25 protein-coding genes are annotated in these 23,292 nt (G+C 52.7%); 16 read left to right on the top strand and 9 right to left on the bottom strand.

The annotated features are described in order from the left end of the window. Window positions 1-27 precede the first annotated feature (27 nt). Window positions 28-1,473 carry a metalloprotease TldD gene (gene tldD / locus BH714_RS19560; protein ID WP_040018730.1) on the top strand — a complete coding sequence of 482 codons (1,446 nt, stop codon included), beginning with the start codon at window positions 28-30 and terminating at the stop codon, window positions 1,471-1,473. Window positions 1,474-1,524: 51 nt separating this feature from the next. Here tldD and BH714_RS19565 read toward each other — a convergent pair whose 3' ends face one another. Together BH714_RS19565 and aaeR are read right to left on the bottom strand one after the other, a co-directional pair. Further along, the gene (locus BH714_RS19565; protein ID WP_020883508.1) at window positions 1,525-2,139 is read right to left on the bottom strand and encodes a YagU family protein; all 615 of its coding nucleotides are present in this window, start codon (window positions 2,137-2,139) and stop codon (window positions 1,525-1,527) included. Between the two features lie 218 nt (window positions 2,140-2,357). Continuing rightward, entirely contained in the window at window positions 2,358-3,284 is a 927-nt protein-coding gene (gene aaeR, locus BH714_RS19570) for an HTH-type transcriptional activator AaeR (RefSeq protein ID WP_014171854.1), read from the bottom strand. 179 nt (window positions 3,285-3,463) lie between these two features. On the opposite strand from aaeR, the gene aaeX reads away from it, so the two are divergent. The 5 genes from aaeX (at window position 3,464) to BH714_RS19595 (ending at window position 8,442) form a co-directional block, all read left to right on the top strand. Then, entirely contained in the window at window positions 3,464-3,667 is a 204-nt protein-coding gene (aaeX, locus tag BH714_RS19575) for a p-hydroxybenzoic acid efflux pump operon protein AaeX (RefSeq protein ID WP_003860416.1), read from the top strand. A 7-nt stretch (window positions 3,668-3,674) separates the two neighbouring features. After that, window positions 3,675-4,607 (top strand): p-hydroxybenzoic acid efflux pump subunit AaeA, encoded by a 933-nt coding sequence (gene aaeA / locus BH714_RS19580; protein WP_020883509.1) that lies wholly within the window; start codon window positions 3,675-3,677, stop codon window positions 4,605-4,607. Between the two features lie 5 nt (window positions 4,608-4,612). Continuing rightward, complete coding sequence (gene aaeB, locus BH714_RS19585; RefSeq protein ID WP_014171852.1) at window positions 4,613-6,580, top strand: p-hydroxybenzoic acid efflux pump subunit AaeB; 1,968 nt, start codon at window positions 4,613-4,615, stop codon at window positions 6,578-6,580. A gap of 89 nt (window positions 6,581-6,669) precedes the next feature. Continuing rightward, window positions 6,670-8,124: an NAD-dependent succinate-semialdehyde dehydrogenase gene (locus BH714_RS19590; protein WP_040018732.1), complete on the top strand. Its 1,455-nt coding sequence runs from the start codon at window positions 6,670-6,672 to the stop codon at window positions 8,122-8,124. 45 nt (window positions 8,125-8,169) lie between these two features. After that, complete coding sequence (locus BH714_RS19595; protein ID WP_014171850.1) at window positions 8,170-8,442, top strand: barstar family protein; 273 nt, start codon at window positions 8,170-8,172, stop codon at window positions 8,440-8,442. A 67-nt stretch (window positions 8,443-8,509) separates the two neighbouring features. On the opposite strand, the gene yhcN (BH714_RS19600) is transcribed toward BH714_RS19595, so the two are convergent. From yhcN (BH714_RS19600) to argR, 3 genes are all read right to left on the bottom strand, one after another. Further along, on the bottom strand, window positions 8,510-8,776 hold the full coding sequence (gene yhcN, locus BH714_RS19600) for a peroxide/acid stress response protein YhcN (RefSeq protein WP_014171849.1): 267 nt from the start codon (window positions 8,774-8,776) through the stop codon (window positions 8,510-8,512). A 110-nt stretch (window positions 8,777-8,886) separates the two neighbouring features. Beyond that, on the bottom strand, window positions 8,887-9,150 hold the full coding sequence (gene yhcN / locus BH714_RS19605; protein ID WP_014171848.1) for a peroxide/acid stress response protein YhcN: 264 nt from the start codon (window positions 9,148-9,150) through the stop codon (window positions 8,887-8,889). A gap of 377 nt (window positions 9,151-9,527) precedes the next feature. Continuing rightward, window positions 9,528-9,998, bottom strand: a complete 471-nt coding sequence (gene argR / locus BH714_RS19610; protein ID WP_014171847.1) for a transcriptional regulator ArgR — start codon at window positions 9,996-9,998, stop codon at window positions 9,528-9,530. Between the two features lie 397 nt (window positions 9,999-10,395). On the opposite strand from argR, the gene mdh reads away from it, so the two are divergent. Further along, entirely contained in the window at window positions 10,396-11,334 is a 939-nt protein-coding gene (gene mdh, locus BH714_RS19615; protein WP_014171846.1) for a malate dehydrogenase, read from the top strand. Between the two features lie 79 nt (window positions 11,335-11,413). Here the strand turns inward: mdh and degS are convergent, their stop codons facing one another. The 3 genes from degS to zapG form a co-directional block, all read right to left on the bottom strand. Beyond that, complete coding sequence (gene degS, locus BH714_RS19620; protein WP_014171845.1) at window positions 11,414-12,481, bottom strand: outer membrane-stress sensor serine endopeptidase DegS; 1,068 nt, start codon at window positions 12,479-12,481, stop codon at window positions 11,414-11,416. Between the two features lie 92 nt (window positions 12,482-12,573). Then, on the bottom strand, window positions 12,574-13,941 hold the full coding sequence (gene degQ / locus BH714_RS19625) for a serine endoprotease DegQ (RefSeq protein WP_014171844.1): 1,368 nt from the start codon (window positions 13,939-13,941) through the stop codon (window positions 12,574-12,576). A 169-nt stretch (window positions 13,942-14,110) separates the two neighbouring features. Further along, on the bottom strand, window positions 14,111-14,509 hold the full coding sequence (gene zapG / locus BH714_RS19630; protein WP_014171843.1) for a Z-ring associated protein ZapG: 399 nt from the start codon (window positions 14,507-14,509) through the stop codon (window positions 14,111-14,113). 189 nt (window positions 14,510-14,698) lie between these two features. On the opposite strand from zapG, the gene zapE reads away from it, so the two are divergent. The 3 genes from zapE (at window position 14,699) to rpsI (ending at window position 16,949) form a co-directional block, all read left to right on the top strand. Then, on the top strand, window positions 14,699-15,823 hold the full coding sequence (zapE, locus tag BH714_RS19635) for a cell division protein ZapE (protein WP_040018734.1): 1,125 nt from the start codon (window positions 14,699-14,701) through the stop codon (window positions 15,821-15,823). Between the two features lie 289 nt (window positions 15,824-16,112). Next, complete coding sequence (gene rplM, locus BH714_RS19640; RefSeq protein WP_003860434.1) at window positions 16,113-16,541, top strand: 50S ribosomal protein L13; 429 nt, start codon at window positions 16,113-16,115, stop codon at window positions 16,539-16,541. 15 nt (window positions 16,542-16,556) lie between these two features. Further along, window positions 16,557-16,949, top strand: a complete 393-nt coding sequence (rpsI, locus tag BH714_RS19645) for a 30S ribosomal protein S9 (RefSeq protein WP_003860436.1) — start codon at window positions 16,557-16,559, stop codon at window positions 16,947-16,949. Between the two features lie 11 nt (window positions 16,950-16,960). On the opposite strand, the gene BH714_RS24135 is transcribed toward rpsI, so the two are convergent. Next, window positions 16,961-17,263, bottom strand: a complete 303-nt coding sequence (locus BH714_RS24135; RefSeq protein WP_136342246.1) for a hypothetical protein — start codon at window positions 17,261-17,263, stop codon at window positions 16,961-16,963. Here BH714_RS24135 and sspA point away from each other — a divergent pair. The 6 genes from sspA to BH714_RS19675 all read left to right on the top strand — a co-directional run bounded on the left by sspA (window position 17,262) and on the right by BH714_RS19675 (window position 23,273). Then, window positions 17,262-17,900 (top strand): stringent starvation protein SspA, encoded by a 639-nt coding sequence (gene sspA, locus BH714_RS19650; RefSeq protein WP_014071978.1) that lies wholly within the window; start codon window positions 17,262-17,264, stop codon window positions 17,898-17,900. The two genes, BH714_RS24135 and sspA, sit on opposite strands and share 2 nt — an antisense overlap. 5 nt (window positions 17,901-17,905) lie before the next feature. Then, window positions 17,906-18,397, top strand: coding sequence for a ClpXP protease specificity-enhancing factor (gene sspB, locus BH714_RS19655; protein ID WP_025202910.1), 492 nt, complete (start codon window positions 17,906-17,908; stop codon window positions 18,395-18,397). A gap of 380 nt (window positions 18,398-18,777) precedes the next feature. Then, window positions 18,778-19,461: a DUF1120 domain-containing protein gene (locus BH714_RS19660; RefSeq protein ID WP_032679063.1), complete on the top strand. Its 684-nt coding sequence runs from the start codon at window positions 18,778-18,780 to the stop codon at window positions 19,459-19,461. 120 nt (window positions 19,462-19,581) lie between these two features. Further along, window positions 19,582-20,286, top strand: coding sequence for a fimbria/pilus chaperone family protein (locus BH714_RS19665; protein ID WP_014171838.1), 705 nt, complete (start codon window positions 19,582-19,584; stop codon window positions 20,284-20,286). A gap of 9 nt (window positions 20,287-20,295) precedes the next feature. Further along, a complete protein-coding gene (locus BH714_RS19670; protein ID WP_040018735.1) occupies window positions 20,296-22,716 on the top strand; it encodes a fimbrial biogenesis usher protein in 2,421 nt (806 codons plus the stop codon). Next, window positions 22,713-23,273, top strand: a complete 561-nt coding sequence (locus BH714_RS19675) for a DUF1120 domain-containing protein (RefSeq protein WP_014171836.1) — start codon at window positions 22,713-22,715, stop codon at window positions 23,271-23,273. Before BH714_RS19670 ends, BH714_RS19675 begins: the two co-directional genes overlap by 4 nt. Window positions 23,274-23,292: the final 19 nt, after the last annotated feature.

Below are 23,292 nucleotides of genomic sequence, written 5' to 3' on the forward strand. Positions count from 1 at the left end.
GGGCGGCAACGAACGAGTAGCAATACGATGAGTCTGAACCTGGTAAGTGAACATTTGCTCGCAGCGAACGGCCTGAGCCATCAGGACCTGTTCTCCATTCTTGGTCAACTGACCGAACGCCGTCTCGACTACGGCGATCTCTATTTCCAGTCGAGCTATCACGAATCCTGGGTTTTAGAAGACAGCATCATTAAAGATGGCTCTTATAACATTGACCAGGGTGTCGGTGTACGTGCCGTCAGCGGCGAGAAAACCGGTTTTGCTTATGCCGACCAGATTAGCCTGGCCGCACTGGAGCAGAGCGCGCTGGCCGCGCGGACTATCGTGCGTGAAAGCGGTGACGGTCGCGTGAAGACGCTGGGTGAAGTGCAGCACTCTGCACTCTATACCAGTATCGATCCCCTGCAGAGCATGAGCCGTGAAGAGAAACTGGATATCCTGCGTCGCGTGGATAAAGTCGCACGCGCTGCGGATAAACGCGTGCAGGAAGTCTCTGCCAGCCTGAGCGGTGTCTATGAACTGATCCTGGTCGCGGCGACAGACGGCACGCTGGCAGCGGATGTGCGTCCGCTGGTACGTCTTTCTGTCAGCGTGCAGGTTGAAGACGACGGTAAGCGTGAACGCGGTTCAAGCGGTGGCGGCGGTCGTTTTGGTTATGACTGGTTCCTGGGCGATGTTGACGGTGAAGCACGCGCTGACGCGTGGGCAAAAGAAGCCGTGCGCATGGCGCTGGTGAACCTGTCTGCCGTGGCGGCACCCGCCGGTACATTGCCGGTGGTACTTGGCGCAGGCTGGCCTGGCGTGCTGCTGCACGAAGCGGTGGGCCACGGTCTGGAAGGCGATTTTAACCGTCGCGGCACCTCCGTATTCAGCGGCCAGATGGGACAACGCGTCTCATCTGAACTCTGTACCGTGGTTGATGACGGCACGATGCAGGATCGCCGTGGCTCGATTTCAATCGACGATGAAGGTACGCCCGGGCAGTACAACGTGCTGATCGAAAATGGCGTACTGAAAGGCTACATGCAGGACAAACTCAACGCGCGTCTGATGGGCGTTGCGCCAACGGGCAACGGCCGTCGTGAATCCTACGCGCATCTGCCGATGCCGCGTATGACGAACACTTACATGTTGCCGGGTAAATCCACACCGCAGGAGATCATCGAGTCCGTTGATTACGGCATCTTCGCGCCAAACTTTGGTGGCGGTCAGGTAGATATCACCTCCGGTAAGTTCGTCTTCTCCACTTCAGAAGCGTATCTGATTGAGAAAGGCAAAGTGACCAAAGCGGTGAAAGGGGCGACCCTGATTGGCTCCGGTATTGAAGCCATGCAGCAGATCTCCATGGTCGGCAACGATCTGAAGCTGGATAACGGCGTTGGTGTTTGCGGTAAAGAGGGCCAGAGCCTGCCGGTTGGCGTCGGTCAGCCAACGCTGAAAGTGGATAACCTGACGGTGGGCGGCACCGCCTGACCTGAATCAATCTGAAAAAATGGCGCGACTGTAAAAGTCGCGCCATTTTTTTTAACGTGCGTTACCCAGCGGGATTTCCGGGTCGGGCTCGTGCGTGATGCGGTTACGTAGGTCACGACGAATGATTTCAATCGACCAGAACCAGATCAAATGCCCCACGATCTCTGAGACGTGTTCGTACCAGGGCAGTTCGAACAGCGGGGGTGTCAGCCCCATCAGCGGGAAGGAGATCATGTGAACAAAAAGCTGTGCTAACGCACCCGCCAGTAAACCTTGCCAGAGTTTAATTTTTGGGAAGACTTCAGCAACTACACAATACCCTACAGCAAAGACGATAGAGAAAATAATATGTGTTACGCCGACCGCGTTAAATATATGTCCGGCAAAGGTATAAACCGCGGCGTTAGGGTCAGCAATGCCCAGCCAGTCGCGTAAAAATACATAAGGAGGATTTAAAAAATTGCGGGAACAATCAATCTGACCTGCGGCTCTTATTAATTGCTCCGGTCCGCATGCGCTGGTGAATAAATCGGTAGGGCTTCGCGGCGGAAGCGGCACCTCTGCTCCCCATTTTACGAAGGCGGAGACAATCCCTGCAATCAAACCAATGAACGCGGCGAGTCCATAGCGCCTGCGTGAAGGCGGTGTTTGTTCAAATATATTCATTTCTTTTCCTTGTTTAACGTCATCCTGAGAAATACATTTTATTATTCATATCGGTAACAAATTAATAACAGCCTGACTGTCAGACTGTTTATAAGGTAAGGCGCAGATGGCGGCAGTGTCAATTCGCTATTCCTGGCAGGGGTGAAGGAATATTCCTGAATGACGGTCTGTATCATCCTGGAATATTCATCACAAATATACATTTCGGAAATTAAAGGTTATTCCTTTCGTCTTTCGCGCATTCCCTGAAACAACTCCGCCACGTCCACAAAATACTCGGTCAGATAGTTTATGCACACCTGAACCTTGAGCGGCAGTTTGTCTTTCTCGGTGTACAACGCGTACACCGGACGCGGATCGGACTGATAGCGCGGGAAGAGGATCTCCAGTACACCGCTGTTGATCTCGTTGATCACCCACATTAACGGCACATACGCGATCCCGGCGCCGGCCACCAGCCAGCGCGAGATGGTCATCGGATCGTTGGTGACGAACCGTCCTTCCGGCAGCAGTCTGGTGGAAATCCCTTCCGGGGCAATCAGCTCAAATTCATTGTCGGGGCGAACGCTGTACTCCAGCCAGGAGTGGTTGGTGAGATCGGCGGGTTTCTCCGGCACCCCGTACTGAGCCAGATAGCTTTTCGAGGCGCAGACCACCATTGGCATACTGCCCAGCCGCCGGGAGAAGAGGCTGGAGTCCTGCAATGCCCCCACGCGGATCACCACGTCCAGCCCGTCGGCAATCAAGTCCGGGGCGGGAATGCCCGTGACCAGATTGACGGTTAATCCCGGGTACTCTTTCAGCATGTCAGCGGTCATGGCGGCGAGAACATTTTGTGCCATAGTTGAAGAACAACCGATGCGCAGCGTACCGATAGGCGTGTTGTTGAAGGCGTAAAGTTGTTCGTGCACATCCTGCACTTCGAGCAGCATGCGGCGACAACCCTGATAGTAAATCTTACCCGCTTCCGTCAGCCCAATGCTGCGGGTGCTGCGGTTGAGTAGCTTGACCTGCAGCTCATCTTCCAGTTTGGACACGGTCTGGCTGATGGAAGAGACGCTCATCTGAAGCTGACGTGCAGCGGCGGTAAAAGAGCCAAGTTCAACCACTTTGGCAAAGACCGACATCCGTTTTAGACGTTCCATTGTTAACTCTGACTTAAAAGTGATTTAGATCACATATTATAGATAACAGCATAACAGTTACGTTAATATATTATTAATTACATAACGGCTGCGCCATTCTCGCCCGGCGTTTCTTGCTCTCCTGCGGTGGCGTGCGCTAAAAAAGTCTGAAGCCTGCACTCTCTCTAATCAAGGTCAACATGAGTCTGTTTCCCGTTATCGTGGTGTTCGGTTTGTCGTTCCCACCGATATTTTTCGAGCTTCTTTTATCACTGGCGATTTTCTGGCTGGTGCGCAAGGTGCTGGTCCCCACCGGGATCTACGATTTTGTCTGGCATCCTGCATTGTTCAATACCGCGCTGTATTGCTGCCTGTTTTACCTGATATCGCGCATGTTTGTCTGAGGTTGATGTGAAAACGCTAACAAGAAAAATCTCCCGCACTGCCATCACCATGGCGCTCGTTATCCTCGCGTTCATCGCTATTTTCCGCGCCTGGGTCTATTACACTGAATCACCGTGGACGCGTGATGCGCGCTTTAGCGCCGATGTCGTGGCAATCGCCCCCGACGTGGCGGGTCTCATCACTGCGGTCAATGTCCACGATAACCAGCTGGTGAAAAAAGATCAGGTACTGTTCACCATCGACCAGCCGCGTTATCAGAAAGCGTTAGAAGAAGCCGAAGCGGATGTGGCCTATTATCAGGCGCTGGCTTCCGAGAAACGCCGTGAGGCAGGTCGCCGTAACCAACTGGGTGTTCAGGCGATGTCCCGCGAAGAGATTGACCAGTCCAATAACGTCCTGCAAACCGTGCTGCATCAGCTGGCCAAAGCGCAAGCGACACGCGATCTTGCCCGGCTCGATCTTGAGCGCACCGTGATCCGTGCACCAGCCGATGGCTGGATCACCAACCTGAATGTTTATGCCGGGGAGTTTATCACCCGCGGCTCAACCGCCGTGGCGCTGGTTAAACAGAACTCCTTCTACGTGCTCGCTTATATGGAAGAGACCAAACTGGAAGGCGTGCGTCCGGGGTTCCGGGCTGAAATTACGCCGCTTGGCAGCAACCGAGTGCTTAAAGGCACCGTCGACAGCGTAGCCGCGGGGGTCACTAACTCCAGCAGCTCTAACGATACTAAAGGGATGGCGACGGTGGATTCCAACCTGGAATGGGTACGTCTGGCCCAGCGTGTGCCGGTGCGTATCCACCTGGATGAACAGCAGGGCAATCTGTGGCCTGCCGGGACCACAGCGACGGTGGTGATCACCGGTGAAAAAGACCGTGACGCCAGCCAGGACTCCATCTTCCGTAAAATTGCCCATCGCCTGCGCGAGTTTGGTTAATCGTTATGGGTATCTTTTCCATCGCCAGCCAGCACATTCGCTTCGCCGTTAAGCTGGCGTGTGCCATTGTGCTGGCGCTGTTTGTCGGCTTCCACTTTCAGCTGGAAACCCCCCGCTGGGCCGTACTGACGGCGGCGATTGTGGCGGCAGGGCCTGCCTTTGCTGCGGGCGGGGAACCTTACTCCGGGGCGATCCGCTACCGTGGGATGCTGCGCATCATTGGGACATTTATTGGCTGTTTCGCCGCACTGACCATCATCATATTGATGATCCGCACGCCGCTGCTGATGCTGATGGTGTGCTGTATCTGGGCGGGCTTTTGTACCTGGCTCTCGTCGCTGGTGAAAGTGGAGAACTCCTACGCCTGGGGTCTGGCCGGTTATACCGCGCTGATTATTATCATCACCATTCAAAGCGAACCGCTGCTTGCCCCGCAGTTTGCCGTAGAGCGCTGCAGTGAGATTGTCATCGGTATTGTCAGTGCCATTGTCGCTGACCTGCTTTTCTCTCCTCGCTCCATTAAGCAGGAAGTGGATCGTGAACTGGATGCGCTGATTGTTGCCCAGTATCAGTTGATGCAGCTCTGTATTAAGCATGGTGACAGCGAAGAGGTGGATAAAGCCTGGAGTGCTCTGGTGCGCCGCACCACGGCGCTGGAAGGGATGCGCAGCAACCTGAACATGGAGTCTTCGCGCTGGGCCCGTGCCAACCGCCGCCTTAAAGCCATCAACACCGTCTCCTTAACGCTGATTACCCAGGCGTGTGAAACCTATCTGATCCAAAACACCCGCCCGGACGCGGTAACCGATACCTTCCGCGAGCTGTTTGCTGAGCCGGTGGAAACCGTGCAGGACGTACACAAACAGCTTAAACGCATGCGCCGGGTCATTGCCTGGACCGGGGATCGTGATACGCCAGTAACGATCTATACCTGGGTCGGGGCCGCGACGCGCTACCTGTTGCTGAAACGCGGTGTGATCAGTAACACCAAAATCAGCGCGGTAGAAGAAGAGGTGCTGCAGGGTGAAGTGGTGATCAAGGCAGAATCCGCCGAACGCCATCACGCAATGGTTAACTTCTGGCGTACAACGCTTGCCTGTATGCTCGGCACGCTGTTCTGGCTGTGGACCGGCTGGACCTCCGGCAGCGGCGCGATGGTGATGATCGCCGTCGTTACCGCGTTGGCGATGCGTCTTCCGAATCCGCGCATGGTGGCCATTGATTTTCTGTTCGGCACAATTGCTGCACTGCCGATTGGCGCGTTCTATTTTCTGGTGATCATTCCCTCGACCCAGCAGAGCATGTTACTGCTCTGTATTAGCCTCGCGGTGATGGCGTTCTTTATCGGAATCGAAGTGCAAAAGCGCCGGCTGGGTTCATTGGGTGCCCTGGCCAGTACGATTAACATCATTGTGCTGGATAACCCGATGACCTTCCATTTCAGCCAGTTCTTAGACAGCGCCTTAGGTCAGCTGGTGGGCTGTTTCCTGGCGATGATGGTCATTCTGCTGGTGCGGGATAACTCTCAGGCACGGACGGGCCGCGTGCTGTTGAATCAGTTTGTCTCGGCTGCTGTGTCGTCCATGACCACCAATACCGCGCGTCGCAAAGAGAACCACCTGCCGGCGCTCTATCAGCAGCTGTTTTTACTGCTGAACAAGTTCCCGGGTGACATCGCCAAGTTCCGTCTGGCCTTGACCATGATTATCGCGCACCAGCGTTTGCGTAATGCCCCCGTGCCCATCAATGACGATCTGTCGGCTTTCCACCGCCAGCTGCGTCGGACGGCCGACCACGTGCTTTCCGCCTCCAGCGATGACAAACGACGTCGTTACTTTAAGCAACTGCTTGAAGAGCTGGATATCTACCAGGAGAAGCTGAAAGTCTGGGAAGCACCGCCTCAGGTGACAGAGCCGGTAGGACGGCTGGTGTTTATGCTGCATCGCTATCAGAACGCCCTTACGGATAACTGACTGAAGTAAAAAAGCCGACGCCAAAAGCGTCGGTTTTTTTGTGGCTATACTTATTCCAGCATGCTCTTACATTCAGGAAGGGAGGACACATGACAACCCAGGCGCTTCAGGACAATCACCTTTTTCAGACCGGTTATCTGGTCAACGGCATATGGAAAACGCTGGACACGACGTTTGATGTGCTGAACCCGGCTACCGGTGAGGTCATCGCCAGAGTAGCCAAAGCCGGCAAAGCAGAAACCGAAGACGCCATTGCCGCGGCGGCCAAAGCCTTCCCGGCATGGCGCGCCAAAACCGCGAAAGCGCGTTCGGCAATTCTCTACCGCTGGTACGAACTGATCATTGAGAACAAAAGCTGGCTCGGGCGTTTAATGACCACCGAACAGGGCAAGCCCCTGCAAGAAGCGGAAGGCGAGGTGGAATACGCCGCGAGTTTTATCCAGTGGTTCGCCGAAGAGGCCAAGCGCGCGAACGGTGAAATTATTCCACCGATCAAACCGGGCTCCCGCATCCTGGCGACCCGCGAGCCCATCGGCGTGGTCGCGGCGATTACGCCGTGGAACTTCCCGATGGCCATGCTCACCCGTAAATTAGGTCCGGCGCTGGCGGCAGGGTGTACCGGGGTAATCAAACCGGCAAATAACACACCTCTCAGCGCCTTCGCGCTGCTTACGCTGGCAAAACAGGCCGGTGTACCGGATGGGGTACTCAACGCCGTAGCCGGGAATACGCATGAGATCAGCGACGCGATTATGGCGAGCCATGAGGTGCGGAAAATCTCCTTTACCGGCTCGACTTCCGTCGGCAAAACGCTGGTGCGTAACGCCGCAGAAACCATGAAGAAAGTGTCGATGGAGCTGGGAGGCAATGCGCCGTATATCGTCTTTGAAGATGCGGATATCGAGGCTGCCGTTAAAGGGGCTATCGCCAATAAATTTCGCAATGCCGGCCAGGTCTGCGTCAGCGTTAACCGTTTCTATATCCAGGAAACCGTCTACGACAAATTTGTGAATAAGCTTGCCGATGCGGTGAAGGCCCTGAAGGTCGGGAATGGTCTGGAAGAGGGCGTCATCGTGGGGCCGCTGATCGAATCCTCCGCCGTCGATAAGGCGCGTGAACACGTTGAAGATGCCGTGGCCCGTGGCGCGACCGTTCTGGCGGGCGGTAAACCCCATTCGCTTGGCGGCAATTTCTGGATGCCAACTGTCCTGGGCGATTGCCATGAAGGCATGAAACTGGCTGAAGAAGAGACGTTTGGCCCGGTTGCGGCCTGCTTCCGTTTTACCTCGGAAGATGAGGTTATCCAGCGTGCCAATAACACGCCATATGGCCTGGCGGCTTACTTCTATACCCAAAATCTGGCACGTGTCTTCCGCGTGTCGCAGGCCATCGAAAGCGGGATGATAGGAATTAACGAATGTGCCGTCTCCACAGAGCTGGGGCCGTTTGGTGGGGTAAAAGAGTCTGGCCTTGGGCGCGAAGGGTCCGTGCTGGGGCTGGAAGAGTATCTGGAAGTCAAAACCCTGCATATTGGGGGATTATAATAATCAGGGCGGCGCAGGCCGCTCGCCTGGACTGGGTGACTGGCAATGAAAACCTATACCTTTGATTTTGACGAGATCGACAGTCAGGATGACTTCTATCGTGAATTTATCCGGGTGTTTGATCTTGAACGGGAAAGCGTCACCAATCTGGACACGCTGTGGGACGTGGTGACCGGCAGCCTGCTGCCGTTACCGCTGGAAATTGAGTTTATCCATCTGCCTGAAAAGTTGCGCAGACGGTTTGGCGCACTCATTTTGCTGTTTGATGAAGCGGAAGAAGAGCTGGAAGGGCAGCTACGCTTCAACGCGCGCCATTGATCAAGCCATAAAAAAGCCCCTGACCAGAAGGCCAGGGGCAAGTCGTATGATGAGATACGACGAGGGTTTATTTATACAGTTGAGCCGTTGCATGCCAGTGGTCACCCTGGTTCAGCTCGGTGACGCGATAGCTGCTGGCGCCTGCTTTTTCAGCTTTAGCGGCCAGTGCCTGACGGATATCCATTGGAGAGCCGGTAACGGACGTCACAGACACACTCCCCATAGACTGCAGATTCTGCGCCTGGTCAGCGTTCACTTGCTGTACGGCGGCACTTGCGCCGAAAGAGAGAACGGATGCCAGACCGAGGGTTGCGATGATGAATTTGGTTTTCATAGTTTTTGCTCCTGAATAGGGTTTTTGCTCAACGGCGAGAAGGGTTGAACTGCTATTTTTATGCCTGGTGCCGTTGAGTAGAGATTTTGGTCTTCAGTTATTACTAAAACTTATTTGTACAGCTCAGCGGTTGCGTGCCAGTGGTCACCTGAACGCGCTTCAATGATGCGATAAGATGACGCACCTTGTTCTTCCGCTTTTTTGTTCAGCATCTCATGCATGTCCATTGGAGACGTGCCGATTGCGCCGACAGAAACCGTACCGATTGCCTGGCGGGATTGTGCCTGCTCGGCATTGATAGCGTCAGCGGCGAAAGCACCGAATGACAGGACAGACAGGACGCTGAGCGCCGCTACAGTAGTTTTGATTTTCATGATTCTTTACCTCGTCGAATTTTTAGTGGGGTCTTTGTTTCGTGACCCTCATCACAAAATCAAGTATACACTAATAACGGTAAAAATTAATACCAGACTAATTGTTTCTGTTGTTATTACGTATTAACTAACCTGTTTTTTATAACCTAATGGCATAAAATTGTGCGTTTATTGTTCAATGTGTGGCTGTATATCTAAGAAAATCATATGGATATCAGCTTTTGATTTTTTGTGCGATTTTTTGATTTATCATTCACCAAATGAATGTTAATGGGCGGTAAAAAGCACTATTTGTTAAAGTAAAGGGCGGGATAAAACAGGGGTAAACGCGGCAGAAGCAGAATGATCCCCGCAGCAGGACGCCACGGGGAGGGTAATCAGAGTTCCTGCTCGAACAGGTCCAGAATCGCTTCGTAGAGATCTTTCACTGAGAAGCCATTGGCGGGGGTAGTGAAGATGGTATCGTCACCCGCAATCGTCCCAAGGATGCCTTTGGGCTTACCCAGCGAGTCCAGCATACGTGCAATCAACTGTGCAGCACCTGGGCTGGTATGGATCACGACAACGGCATCGTTGTAATCGATATCGAGAACCAGATTCTTCAACGGGCTGGAGGTGGTTGGCACGCCAAGTTCTGCAGGCAGGCAGTAGACCATCTCCATTTTGGCGTTACGCGTACGTACCGCACCAAATTTGGTTAACATGCGGGAGACTTTCGACTGGTTGATGTTATCGAAGCCTTGTTCCTGTAAAGCCTGAACAATTTCTCCCTGAGAACTGAATATCTCTTCTTTGAGTAGCGCTTTAAACGCCTTCACTAAATCTTCTTGCTTAGACGAGCTTCGCATAAGTCACCCGGAATATGACGAAAGAAACAACATTATTATGCATGTGGATGAATTTTTATGCAAATTATCTGCCAGCGGTTAGGCTGAAATAATGTTATGAAAGGGAGTGATTTTATCAGATTTCGTTATCAGAAAACATGCCTGGGTCACGGCAAGCAAATAAGCTTAAAAGTAAATTAAATGTTATCAAAATGATGTTGTTTTGGTGGCGTGGCAGGGTGTATTGTAACCCCCTCTTAATTCGTTGTCGTCTGTCGTCAGATAGCCTTCTGGTGAGAGATAAAGTCGCGCGACCTCAAATTATTTAGTGACGAAAATTGTAATTAATTACCTGCTGAATTATGGTCGCCGCAACGGAGTTACAGATACTTAAGTTAACCATAATAAGGAGTTTAGGATGAAAGTCGCAGTCCTCGGCGCTGCTGGTGGTATCGGCCAGGCGCTTGCCCTACTACTGAAAACCCAACTGCCTTCAGGCTCAGAACTCTCCCTGTACGATATTGCTCCGGTAACCCCAGGTGTGGCGGTTGACCTGAGCCACATCCCGACAGCTGTGAAAATCAAAGGCTTCTCCGGTGAAGATGCTCGTCCTGCCCTGCAGGGCGCGGACGTGGTGCTGATCTCCGCTGGCGTGGCGCGTAAGCCAGGCATGGATCGTTCAGACCTGTTCAACGTCAACGCGGGTATTGTGAAAAACCTGGTGCAGCAGATTGCTGAAACCTGCCCGAAAGCGTGCATTGGTATCATCACTAACCCGGTGAACACCACGGTCGCTATCGCGGCAGAAGTGCTGAAAAAAGCCGGTGTTTACGATAAGAACAAACTGTTCGGCGTAACCACGCTGGACATCATCCGTTCCAACACCTTTGTGGCTGAACTGAAAGGCAAACAGCCTTCAGAAGTTGAAGTGCCGGTTATCGGCGGTCACTCTGGTGTCACCATTCTGCCTCTGCTGTCGCAGATCCCTGGTGTTAGCTTCACCGAGCAGGAAGTGGCTGACCTGACCAAACGCATCCAGAACGCGGGCACCGAAGTGGTGGAAGCGAAGGCGGGTGGCGGTTCTGCAACCCTGTCTATGGGTCAGGCGGCGGCACGTTTTGGTCTGTCACTGGTTCGTGCACTGCAGGGCGAGAAAGGCGTTGTTGAATGCGCGTATGTTGAAGGCGACGGAGAACACGCTCGTTTCTTCTCTCAGCCGCTGCTGCTGGGTAAAAACGGTATCGAAGAACATCAGCCGATTGGCAAGCTGAGCGCGTTTGAACAGAACGCGATGGAAGGCATGCTGGATACGCTGAAGAAAGATATCACTCTGGGCGAAGAGTTCGTTAACAAGTAAAACGGATGTCCCCATAGGCCGGGCCGTCATGCCGCCCGGCAAAAAAAACGGAGCAATGCGCTCCGTTTTTTTATGCCTGTCAGTTGGTGGCCGGGTATTCCTGAATCGTCACCTGCAGCGTCAGCTTCTTATCGTTACGCATGACTTCAACCGGGATGATAGAGCCAGGACGGATCTCCGCAACCTGATCCATGGTCTCCAGCGCCGATACCGCTGGTATGCCGTTGACCGACACGATGACATCATTAACCTGAATTCCCGCGTTAGCCGCCGGGCCGCCAGGCGACACTTCGTTGACCACGATGCCCTGAATCTGATCGATGCCACCGCCCTGCGAATGCATAGGCGCAATTTCACGACCGCCAATACCAATATAACCGCGGATCACACGGCCATCGCGGATCAATTTATCCATGATCTTGGTCGCCAGCTGGAATGGAATGGCGAACCCAATCCCTTCCGGCGTCTCACCGTCATTGCTTTTATCGAACGAGAGGGTATTGATACCCATCAGTTCGCCCAGCGAGTTGACCAGCGCACCGCCGGAGTTACCGTGGTTGATGGACGCATCGGTTTGCAGGAAGTTCTGCCGTCCCGACGGGTTGAGGCCAATGCGACCGGTGGCGCTGATAATCCCCTGCGTGATCGTCTGGCCCAGGTTATAAGGGTTACCGATAGCCAGCACGACGTCGCCAATATGAGGGGTTCGTTTACGGTTGATAGGAATAACCGGTAAACCGCCCGTGGCGTTGATCTTCAAAACAGCCAGGTCAGTCAGGCTATCCGAGCCCACCAGCAGGGCCTCAAACACGCGGCCATCCTGCAGGGCAACGATGATCTGGTCGGCATCGTTAATCACGTGTTTGTTGGTAATGATGTAGCCGCGCTCGTCCATAATTACCCCGGAACCGAGAGTGCGGATCTCCAGCTGGTTATGGGCTGAGCTATTGAGGCCACGGTTATAAACGTTAACCACGGCAGGCGCGGCACGGCGAACGGCCTGGTTGTAGGTCGCAGGCGTTTCATCCGCACTGTCGAACTGAGGCGCCGACAGCTTATTGAACTGGCGTAAAGACGGCATGACGACCAGCAGCAGGCCGGCAACAATCAAACCGATGACAATTGAACGAAAGAGCTTTAAAAGCATGATGCGCGTGTCGTTAATAAAGGAACGATTTGCAGCATAACATGAGTTATCCGGACATCACACGCAGCGGTGATGTCCGGAATCGCAAATGCTTAGCGCAACAGAATATAGATAGACTCGTTGCCGCGCATAACCTGCAGGGCAATGACCGCCGGTTTGCTTTCCAGCACCTTGCGCAGTTCTGCGATGGATTGCACGCGATTGCGGTTCACGCCGATGATCACATCATCCTGATGCAATCCGGCCTGCGCGGCAGGACTGCTCTTCTCGACGGTATCGACACTAATCCCTTTCGTCCCGTCTTTCAGCTGTCCATCGCTCAGCGTTGCCCCTTGCAGCGCCGGGGCGATAAGCTCCGCGCTGGCAGAGGATGAGGTGCTCTTATCAAGCGTCACTTCGACATCCAGCGGCTTACCATCACGAATCAGGCCTAACTTCACTTTGGCACCCGGTTCGGTGGTGGCAATACGCGAGCGCAGTTCCGCAAAGCTGCTCAGCGGTTTATCGTTCAGGCTGACAATCACATCGCCCGACTTCACGCCAGCTTTTGCCGAGCCGGAGTTTGGCAGCACTTCACTGACAAACGCACCGCGCTGCACATTGATGTTGAACGCTTTCGCGATGTCAGCGCTCATCTCCATCCCTTTGATGCCCAACAGCCCGCGTTTGACCTCACCGAACTGAATGAGCTGCTGCGCCAGCGTTTTGGCCATATTGCTGGGGATAGCAAAACCGATGCCGATACTGCCGCCGCCCGGCGCCAGGATTGCGGTGTTAATCCCAATCAGCTCGCCGTTGAGATTGAGCAAGGCCCCGCCGGAGTTCCCGCGGTTGATTGAGGCATCGGTCTGGATAAAGTTTTCCAGACCTTCCAGATTCAGACCGCTGCGACCCAGCGCCGAGATTATCCCGGAGGTGGCGGTTTGCCCTAAACCAAACGGATTTCCCACGGCGACAGCAAAATCACCAACACGCAGTTTATCGGAGTCCGCAATGGCAATTTGAGTCAGATTGCTCGGGTTTTGCACCTGCAGCAGCGCGATGTCGCTCTGGTCATCGCCGCCAATCAGTTTGGCCTCAAACTCACGCCCATCGTTGAGCTGTACGCTGATTTTATCGGCCTGACTGATAACATGATTGTTGGTCAGAATATAACCTTTGGCCGCATCAATAATGACGCCAGAACCCAGACCTTCAAAAGGCTGCGCCTGCTGGTCGGGCGACTCATCGCCAAAATATTTTTTCAGTTCTTCAGGTACGCGTTGATTTTGTAATGCCGTGCCTTCTACCTGCACGCTCACTACTGCAGGCAGAACTTTTTCCAGCATTGGCGCAAGACTTGGAATTGCCGCCTGGCCGGGTACCTGGGAAGGCAGGGCGGCAGATGCAGGGAAGGACGCCGAGAGAGATAACCCGACACTTAACGCTATAGCGCTCAACAGCTGGTTTTTTTTCTTCATCGATGCTGACTCTCGTAACCTGGAATAAAGGAAAAACGGCCCTAAAACACGTTGATGTTATTGAATTTTAAACCGCTGAACAATGAAGTGCTTACTCAATAATAGCTGGGGTCATGAAGAAAGGACGGGCGCAATAGCAGCGCCCGTAAAATAAATTCAGGTTGTGCGATTAATCGCGTTTTGCACCGCCGCGCAGCAGGCCGGACGCGCCATCTGAATAGTCGCGTGGCATCTGAACAGGGGCCTGATCGTTACCGGCTTCAGAGTCGGCCAGACGGTTACGGAATGGATTGGATTCCGCGGTCATTTCTGGCAGCAGGCTGCTGGAGCTTTTTGCCATATGTTGATAGAGCTGACGATAGTCGGTCGCCATGTTGTCCAGCAGCTCGGCGCTACGGGCAAAGTGGCTGACCAGCTCTTCACGATACTCTTCCAGTTCGGCTTTGTTCTTTTCCAGTTCGTACTGCAGTGACTGCTGCTGACGCAATTTGCGATTACCGAAACGCATGGCCACAGCACCAATGACGATGCCGACGACTAAACCGATTAGCGCATATTCCCAGGTCATGAACTTCTCCCGTTGTCTTGTTGTTCCGTAGGGTGTTGGCTCGGCTCCTGCCTGTGCCTGATATTGCCACTATAACCGCTATTTCCGCAGAAGTGGAATCCTGACGTATCATCGCGTAGTGTAGAACGGCCTTTTTTTCATCAGTCACGTCTGCTGGTGAGTATTATTTGAAGGAATAACAATACGTTTATGCAAAACCTGTCCCCTGCATCGCGATACCAACTTGCCCTTAATGAGGGTACACATCAGCCGGATGACGTTCAGCGTGAAGCGGTGAATCGTCTGGATACGATTTATCAGGAGCTCACGGCAAAACCTGCAGAGGGTGAACAGAGCGGTGGGTTGAAGGCGGCTCTGGGGCGGTTGCTCGGAAAAAAAGAGCCACAGACTCATGCGCCGGTGCGCGGTTTGTATATGTGGGGCGGCGTCGGGCGCGGGAAAACCTGGCTGATGGACCTCTTTTATCTGAGCCTGCCGGGTACCCGTAAGCAGCGTCTGCATTTCCACCGCTTTATGCTGCGGGTTCACGAAGAGCTGACGGCACTGCAGGGCAAAAGCGATCCGCTGGAGATTGTGGCCGACAGGTTCAAGGCGGAAACGGACGTACTCTGTTTTGACGAGTTTTTTGTCTCCGATATTACCGACGCCATGCTGCTGGGTGGCCTGATGAAAGCGCTGTTCGCACGCGGGATAACGCTGGTGGCGACCTCGAATATCCCGCCGGATGAGCTATACCGCAATGGCCTGCAGCGCGCGCGTTTCCTGCCCGCTATTGATGCCATCAAACAGCACTGCGACATCATGAATGTTGATGCCGGGGTGGATTACCGCCTGCGTACCTTAACTCAGGCGCATCTGTGGCTCTCTCCCTTAAACGATGAGACCACGCAGCAGATGGATAAACTGTGGCTGGCGCTGGCGGGGGCAAAACGGGCTCATGCCCCTGAGCTCGAGATTAACCATCGCCCGCTGCAAACCCTGGGTGTCGAAAATCAAACCCTGGCCGTCTCCTTTGCAACGCTCTGTGTGGATGCCCGCAGTCAGCATGACTACATCGCGCTCTCGCGTTTGTTCCATACCGTGATGCTGCTCAACGTGCCGGTCATGACGCCGCTGATGGAAAGCGAAGCGCGCCGCTTCATTGCGCTGGTCGATGAGTTCTATGAGCGTCACGTGAAGCTTGTGGTCAGCGCCGAGGTACCTTTATATGAGGTGTATAAAGGCGAGCGGCTGAAGTTTGAGTTCCAGCGCTGTCTGTCGCGCCTGCAGGAGATGCAAAGCGAGGAGTATCTTAAGCTTCAGCATATGCCATAAATGCGACCTTCTCCCTGTGGGAGAGGGGCTGGGGGTGAGGGCGGCAGACCGCAAAAACCTTACCCCCGAAAAACCCGCCTCGAATCACATTTAAGGGTCGATCTTTGACCTCAACTTCTCTATAATCTTGCGACCCCACGTTACGAGAAGGTTTTTTTCCCGAAACTTTCTATGTGTCGGCATTAGCTATTCGAAGGGGTAGGTTTGCCGGACTTTGTCGTGTGAACCTCAACTGACTAAACGTTTGGGTGTTCACCAACGTGTAACTTATTATTTGGGTAAGCTTTTAATGAAAACTTTTACAGCTAAACCAGAAACCGTACAGCGCGACTGGTATGTTGTTGACGCGACCGGTAAAACTCTGGGCCGTCTGGCTACTGAACTGGCTCGTCGCCTGCGCGGTAAGCATAAAGCGGAATACACTCCGCACGTTGATACGGGTGATTACATCATCGTTCTGAACGCAGATAAAGTTGCTGTAACCGGCAACAAGCGTACAGACAAAATGTACTACCATCACACTGGCCACATCGGTGGTATCAAAGAAGCGACCTTTGAAGAGATGATTGCTCGCCGTCCTGAGCGTGTGATTGAAATCGCGGTTAAAGGCATGCTGCCAAAAGGCCCGCTGGGTCGTGCTATGTTCCGTAAACTGAAAGTTTACGCAGGTAACGAGCACAACCACGCGGCACAGCAACCGCAAGTTCTTGACATCTAATCGGGATTATAGGCAATGGCTGAAAATCAATACTACGGCACTGGTCGCCGCAAAAGTTCCGCAGCTCGCGTGTTCATCAAACCGGGCAGTGGTAAAATCGTAATCAACCAACGTTCTCTGGAACAGTACTTCGGTCGTGAAACTGCCCGCATGGTAGTTCGCCAGCCGCTGGAACTGGTTGATATGGTAGAAAAACTGGATCTGTACATCACCGTTAAAGGTGGTGGTATCTCCGGTCAGGCAGGTGCGATCCGTCACGGTATCACCCGCGCTCTGATGGAGTACGACGAATCCCTGCGTTCTGAACTGCGTAAAGCTGGCTTCGTTACTCGTGACGCTCGTCAGGTTGAACGTAAGAAAGTGGGTCTGCGTAAAGCACGTCGTCGTCCACAGTTCTCCAAACGTTAATCCTTTTCTGCTTACGCAGAAACGATTGGCGAAAAACCCGCTTCGGCGGGTTTTTTTTTATGGATAATGTGCAGGTTATCCACAGCATCACTGCATATATCTTCTCTTTTTCCACATTTCCAGAATCCCCTCACCACAAAGCCATCAAAATCTGGTAAACTATCATCCAATTTTCTGCCCAAATATCGGTGAATACTCGTTTTTTGTTCGATTCTTGAACAATGTGTTTTCTCTGGGATGGGCGATACAACATCTGGCTGGCCCTGTTTGGGCTGGTAGCAGTAAAAATTCTGAATATACCTGGAGGTTTTCATGGCTGTCGCTGCCAACAAACGTTCGGTAATGACGCTGTTTTCTGGTCCTACTGACATTTATAGCCATCAGGTTCGTATCGTGCTGGCCGAGAAGGGTGTCAGTTTTGAGATCGAGCATGTGGAAAAGGATAACCCGCCTCAGGATCTGATCGATCTCAACCCGAGCCAAAGCGTACCGACGCTGGTGGATCGCGAGCTGACCCTGTGGGAATCCCGTATCATTATGGAATATCTGGATGAGCGTTTCCCGCATCCACCACTGATGCCTGTTTACCCTGTTGCACGTGGTGAAAGCCGCCTGTACATGCAGCGTATCGAAAAAGACTGGTACACGCTGATGAACGTTATCGTCAACGGTTCCTCTTCTGAAGCAGACGCTGCACGCAAGCAACTGCGTGAAGAGCTGCTGGCGATTGCCCCTGTGTTTGGTCAGAAACCATTCTTCCTGAGCGATGAGTTCAGCCTGGTAGATTGCTACCTGGCGCCGTTGCTGTGGCGTCTGCCAACCCTGGGCGTAGAGTTCAGCGGTCCGGGCGCGAAAGAGCTGAAGGGCTACATGACTCGCGTATTTGAACGCGATTCTTTCCTGGCATCTTTAACTGAACCGGAACGTGAAATGCGTCTCGGCCGAGGCTAATGACTGTGGAAATGTCACAACTTACCCCACGCCGTCCGTATCTGCTGCGCGCCTTCTATGAATGGCTGCTGGATAACCAGCTCACGCCGCACCTGGTTGTGGATGTGACGTTGCCGGGCGTGCAGGTTCCTATGGAATATGCACGTGACGGGCAGATCGTACTGAACATCGCGCCGCGCGCGGTGGGTAACCTTGAACTGGCCAACGACGAAGTGCGCTTTAACGCGCGTTTCGGCGGTGTGCCGCGTCAGGTTTCTGTACCGCTGGCTGCGGTGCTGGCGATTTATGCGCGTGAAAACGGTGCAGGCACTATGTTTGAGCCGGAAGCGGCTTATGACGAGGATGTTGTCGGCCTGAATGACGAAAACGGCGCTTCGGAAAACGAAAGCGAAACGCTGATGTCGGTCATTGAGGGTGACAAGCCCGATCACAATGACGATCCTGATGACGATCCGCCGCCGCGCGGAGGCCGTCCGGCACTGCGCGTTGTGAAGTAGTAAAAGCATTTTTATCGACTATCCAGTTAGTTATTCAGACTAGCTGGATTTTTTTTATGTCTTTTTATGTCAAAACGTTTAATAAAGTAAATCATATACATCCCTTCTTTTTTGCTTGCCCCCACCGTTCGGATAATTTCAAGCTATATCTCCGCTGAATATAATATGTCGTTTTAAAGCTATATACACTCTTATAAATAAATATCACTTATTGATAACGTTATTCTAAATCCATAAATTAATTTTTCTAAATTGCTTGTATTTATAAAGATTATATTATCTACGCATGCTCTCAAGCATGACGATAAACAGTATGGGGTAAATTTATTTATCCCTGCTGTATTTAATATTGCAATTACTCATATGTTAAGGAATAACAAGTGAAAAAGGTTTTACTCGCTACTGCGCTCTCTCTGTGTGTGACATCCGCTTTTGCGGCTAACCCAACTGCCGTTCTGAAAGTCAAAGGTACGCTGACTAATTCAGCCTGTACGCCTCAGTTAAGCAACGGCGGAACGGTTGACTACGGCACAGTTAGTTTGGGTGGTTTAAGCTCAACGGCAGTTAACCAGCTGGGCCAGAAAGACATCGATCTGACTATTACCTGCACCGCAGCAACAAAAGTGTCCTGGAATATGATTGACGATCGCGCTGATTCTAACGCGAAACTCACCGTTGAGAATGGCATGTTTGGTGGTGGTTCTAATTCGTCTGAAAGCCAGACTTACGGTGTAGGTAAAACAACAGGTGCAACACCAGTGAACATCGGAACATACTCGCTGTTCGTTAAAACTGACAGCGTAATGGCTGACGGCGCTAAAGTTGACCCAATTTACCAGCAGAATGCTACCGGTAACTGGTCGAAGAGCACCAACGGTACAACTCAGGGCGATAACTATCGTGATTTCACCGTTGCGACTGTTGGCACCCTGGCTCCACTGGCGTTCCAGACCGCAACCTTCCCACTGGTGACCTCTCTGGCGATCCAGGATACCACCACGCTGGCGATCACTGATGACACCCAGCTTGATGGTCAGGTGACTATCAGCCTGCGTTATCTGTAAGACTTTTAATCGAGTAAACGTAATTTAATTAACCGGAGAGTAAATGCGCTGCATTTACTCTCTTTTTAACGGCGCGATAAACATGGACTGTTCTGTTGTTGCTTTCAAGGAGATATTATTATGCATTGTTTAAAATCCACTTTATTTAACACGCTTATTACTGCCGCGTTATTATCTGCCAGTGTTGCTGTACATGCAGAAGGCATGGTGCCTGAAACCAGTCTGTTAATCATTGATGAAGCGACGCACAGTGGAACGATTAACGTCAAGAATACCGATTCGCATCCTTCACTTTTATATACAAATGTCGTTGACCTGCCGGACGATACTGGTCTTAAGCTTATTGCAACGCAGCCGGTGGTACGTCTTGAGCCAGGTCAGACGCAGCAGCTGCGCTTTATTCTTCAGAACAAACAGCCATTGGATGTAGAGCATTATAAACGCGTCACATTCGACGGTATTCCGCCTAAAAACGATGATAAAAAAATAAAGATTGGCATTAACATTCGCCAGGATATCCCCGTGCTTATTCGTCCGGCATCCCTGGGAGTGGTCACTGATGCCTGGAAGTTCCTGAAGTGGTCCTCAAACGGCACGTCCGTCACCGTGAACAATCCCAGCAAATATGTGGTCCGTCTTGGGCAGAACGTGATGCTGCTGCCTTCAGGTGTGAGTGCCTCTCTGTCCAAAACCTACATTCTTCCTGGCGAAACGCTAACGGCTGATATGAGTAAGAAAGTCAGCGGTGACAGCAGCGTTAAGTTTTTCCCGGCCAGCCGCTATGGCGTTGAGGTACCGAGCTTTACGTCGGAATTAAATAAATAAAATAGGGATATGACGGTCAGTAAACAAAGCCGCCTTGCACTTTGTGTCCGCGCCATTCTTTGCGGCACATTACCTCTGGTGTTACTTGATTCAACATCCGTTCTGGCGAGGGAGGTCACCTTCGACACGGGGATAATGCAAACGCTGGGGTTGAATAAAGATCTCAACCATTACTTCGCAGAAGCACCGCGCTTTTTACCCGGAACCCACTCCGTTTCGGTGAAGGTCAACGGGAAAGAGCGGGGAATGGCTGCAGTTCGTTTCAACAAAGATGGCATGCTTTGCTTTGATAACGATCTCATGGAGTTTGCTGGGCTGATGCCTGTGTCAATAAAGTCCGGTGAGGAGTGTCATGATATTCGGGATAACTATCCTAAAGCCGTCATCAACGCCTTGCCTAACCAGGAGGCCGTTGAACTCTATCTGCCAGCTGAAGCGGTGAACAGTCTGTCGTCGGATATCAAAAACTTCCAGCATGGTGGAACGGCGGCGTTGCTGAACTATTCATTGTTCAGCACCCATAACGACTATGGTGACAATGACAGCAGTCGCTACTCTCAGGCCAGCCTGGAAGCCGGATTCAACACGATGGACTGGGCGCTGCGCAGCCGTTATATCCTGACGGATGACGACGGTAGCCGAAATGCCGAAAGCATTTACACCTATGCAGAGCATGTCTTTACCGCGCAAAAAATGACGATGCAGGTGGGTGAAATCAACGCCATGTCCAACGTGTTGAGCGGGGTGCCGATTACCGGCGTTCAGTTTATGCCGACCAGCGGTCTGGCGAGAGCAAGCTCTGGCGTGAGCGTTTCCGGTATTGCCCAGTCTTCCCAGGCACGTGTCGAAATCCGCCAGAACGGTCAACTGGTCTTCAGTACCCTTGTGCCAGCCGGCCCCTTCACGCTGGATGACGTGCCCGTGGTTCGCAACAATGTGGATCTGGACGTCTCGGTGGTGGAATCCGACGGCGCAACTAACCGTTTCATCGTCCCGGCGTCTCAGGTAAGGGCGCGCAACCTTTCACGCCCGCAGGGTCTAACCCTTTCTGTAGGTCAGGTGCGCAGCATCGACAGCGACTATAACGATCCGCTGGTGATGAACATCTCTGACGGCTGGCGTGTCTCTCCGTGGATGAATCTCCTGGCTTCAGGTGCCGCTGCGGAAAACTACCAGGCGGCAGGCGGCAGGACAGAGTTCCTGATAAGCGATGACTGGACCCTTTCAACGGGTGCGGCAGTCAGCAATGCGAGCTTTGGTGACAGCAGCAGCGGGGTAAAAACCGAGCTGCAAAGTGATTACATCCTGAACGAGTACGTCGGTCTTTCAGGCAGTGCGACACATTACAGCGGAGAGTATCGCGAACTGGCTGATGCGATGGACGATGATTATCAGGGATATGACAACACCTATTCCGGCAACGTTCGTTTCTCCTCCCCTCTGGCGGGGGTGTTTAGCGCAGGGTTCAACTACAACCAGACCAGCGGTGACGGTGAAGATTCACGTTACCTCTTGCTGTCATGGGGCAAGACCTTTACGTACGCGTCAGTATCCATGAACTGGCAAAGTGCGGTCGGTAATGTCGATGACGATCAGGACAATGAGATGTTCTACGTCAACGTGAGCATCCCGCTCGGCGGCAGTCAGTCCATCAGTACCTATATGCGTAAACAGGGTGATAGCACCTCCTATGGCGCGTCTAACAGCGGCTCGCTGGGAGACAATACGAACTATTACATCTCAGCCGATCGCGATCAGGATTCGAAAGACAACAGCTTCAACGGCAACATCAACACTAACCTGCGCTATACGCAATTGAGCGTAGGGGGCGGAACCAGTGGGGATAATCAGCGGAACTACAATGCGACATTGTCGGGTGGCGTGGCCATGCATAAAGAGGGTGTGACTTTCTCGCCATATACGATTCAGGACACCTTCGCGATTGCCAGACTGAGCGAGAAGAAGAGCGGCGTTGAAATCTCCACTCCGCAAGGTACCGTCTGGACCGATCCATGGGGTCAGGCCGTGGTACCTTCACTCAACGAATGGCATAACTCCCGCATAGAAATTGATGCTAATAAGCTGCCGCAGAGTATGACGCTGGCTAACGGCACGAAATATATTGCCTCAGGCCATGCCTCGGTCAGCGAGATTGATTTCAAAGTACTTAACAGCCGCCGCGTCATGCTAAGCGTTAAGCAGGCTGACGGTCAGCCCCTGAGTAAAGGGATCTCGATTGTTGATGAGAAAGGTAACTATATCGTGACCACGGTTGATGATGGCCACGTCTTTATTAACGATGCCGATCAGCTGAGCGCGCTCTACGCGCTAGACGGTGACAATAACCGGCTGTGTAAGATTGATTACACCCTGGCTGATAAGCGTGACGAAAATGCCTTCTATGAAGAAGTGAACGGAGTCTGCCGATGAACAGTCGACACTTATCGGGCTTAGTGGCCTTGCTGATGCTCGGTGTGACAGGAATAACCCATGCTGAAGATTGCCAGCTCAGTCTCTCACAGCCGGTGGTGGATTATCATGAAATGCGCCGGGATACGATCGAAACGACGCAGCAGGACTGGCATAAAATGGCCGATCGTGACATCACGGTAAATGTTTTTTGCCCTCAGTCTCAGCAGATGGCGGTGATACTGCGCGGTACAGCGGGAGATAAGGGGCGGTTTCTTTTTGGGCAGTCCGGCGGTGTCGCAGTCAAAATTGACAACATGACCGTCGATGGCAAAAGTTACACCGTGGGTAAAACGGTCGATCAGCTGAATTTTACGCCGGAAAACGGTACACCGACGCCGTTCTATCTGCGTAATAACGAGGCGGTGATTGCGCTTGAGAATAACCAGGTCCCTTCCGGCCAGCAGATGAGTTTCAACGTAACGCTCTCACCGGTACTCAACGAAAGCGCGTTCAGCCATCTGACAGATCAAACTACGCTGGAAAGTGATTTGACCTGGAGCTTATTGACGAAGTAACCCTTCTTTTTGCGGCACC

This window comes from Enterobacter ludwigii (assembly GCF_001750725.1).
Taxonomy (GTDB): Bacteria; Pseudomonadota; Gammaproteobacteria; order Enterobacterales; family Enterobacteriaceae; genus Enterobacter; species Enterobacter ludwigii.

What these genes read in the sequence shown, in the direction of transcription:
- tldD (WP_040018730.1), top strand. Translation starts at nt 28, where the DNA reads ATGAGTCTGAACCTGGTAAGTGAACATTTGCTCGCAGCGAACGGCCTG.
- BH714_RS19565 (WP_020883508.1), bottom strand. Translation starts at nt 2,139, where the DNA reads ATGAATATATTTGAACAAACACCGCCTTCACGCAGGCGCTATGGACTC.
- aaeR (WP_014171854.1), bottom strand. Translation starts at nt 3,284, where the DNA reads ATGGAACGTCTAAAACGGATGTCGGTCTTTGCCAAAGTGGTTGAACTT.
- aaeX (WP_003860416.1), top strand. Translation starts at nt 3,464, where the DNA reads ATGAGTCTGTTTCCCGTTATCGTGGTGTTCGGTTTGTCGTTCCCACCG.
- aaeB (WP_014171852.1), top strand. Translation starts at nt 4,613, where the DNA reads ATGGGTATCTTTTCCATCGCCAGCCAGCACATTCGCTTCGCCGTTAAG.
- BH714_RS19590 (WP_040018732.1), top strand. Translation starts at nt 6,670, where the DNA reads ATGACAACCCAGGCGCTTCAGGACAATCACCTTTTTCAGACCGGTTAT.
- BH714_RS19595 (WP_014171850.1), top strand. Translation starts at nt 8,170, where the DNA reads ATGAAAACCTATACCTTTGATTTTGACGAGATCGACAGTCAGGATGAC.
- yhcN (WP_014171849.1), bottom strand. Translation starts at nt 8,776, where the DNA reads ATGAAAACCAAATTCATCATCGCAACCCTCGGTCTGGCATCCGTTCTC.
- yhcN (WP_014171848.1), bottom strand. Translation starts at nt 9,150, where the DNA reads ATGAAAATCAAAACTACTGTAGCGGCGCTCAGCGTCCTGTCTGTCCTG.
- argR (WP_014171847.1), bottom strand. Translation starts at nt 9,998, where the DNA reads ATGCGAAGCTCGTCTAAGCAAGAAGATTTAGTGAAGGCGTTTAAAGCG.
- mdh (WP_014171846.1), top strand. Translation starts at nt 10,396, where the DNA reads ATGAAAGTCGCAGTCCTCGGCGCTGCTGGTGGTATCGGCCAGGCGCTT.
- degS (WP_014171845.1), bottom strand. Translation starts at nt 12,481, where the DNA reads ATGCTTTTAAAGCTCTTTCGTTCAATTGTCATCGGTTTGATTGTTGCC.
- degQ (WP_014171844.1), bottom strand. Translation starts at nt 13,941, where the DNA reads ATGAAGAAAAAAAACCAGCTGTTGAGCGCTATAGCGTTAAGTGTCGGG.
- zapG (WP_014171843.1), bottom strand. Translation starts at nt 14,509, where the DNA reads ATGACCTGGGAATATGCGCTAATCGGTTTAGTCGTCGGCATCGTCATT.
- zapE (WP_040018734.1), top strand. Translation starts at nt 14,699, where the DNA reads ATGCAAAACCTGTCCCCTGCATCGCGATACCAACTTGCCCTTAATGAG.
- rplM (WP_003860434.1), top strand. Translation starts at nt 16,113, where the DNA reads ATGAAAACTTTTACAGCTAAACCAGAAACCGTACAGCGCGACTGGTAT.
- rpsI (WP_003860436.1), top strand. Translation starts at nt 16,557, where the DNA reads ATGGCTGAAAATCAATACTACGGCACTGGTCGCCGCAAAAGTTCCGCA.
- sspA (WP_014071978.1), top strand. Translation starts at nt 17,262, where the DNA reads ATGGCTGTCGCTGCCAACAAACGTTCGGTAATGACGCTGTTTTCTGGT.
- BH714_RS24135 (WP_136342246.1), bottom strand. Translation starts at nt 17,263, where the DNA reads ATGAAAACCTCCAGGTATATTCAGAATTTTTACTGCTACCAGCCCAAA.
- BH714_RS19665 (WP_014171838.1), top strand. Translation starts at nt 19,582, where the DNA reads ATGCATTGTTTAAAATCCACTTTATTTAACACGCTTATTACTGCCGCG.
- BH714_RS19670 (WP_040018735.1), top strand. Translation starts at nt 20,296, where the DNA reads ATGACGGTCAGTAAACAAAGCCGCCTTGCACTTTGTGTCCGCGCCATT.
- BH714_RS19675 (WP_014171836.1), top strand. Translation starts at nt 22,713, where the DNA reads ATGAACAGTCGACACTTATCGGGCTTAGTGGCCTTGCTGATGCTCGGT.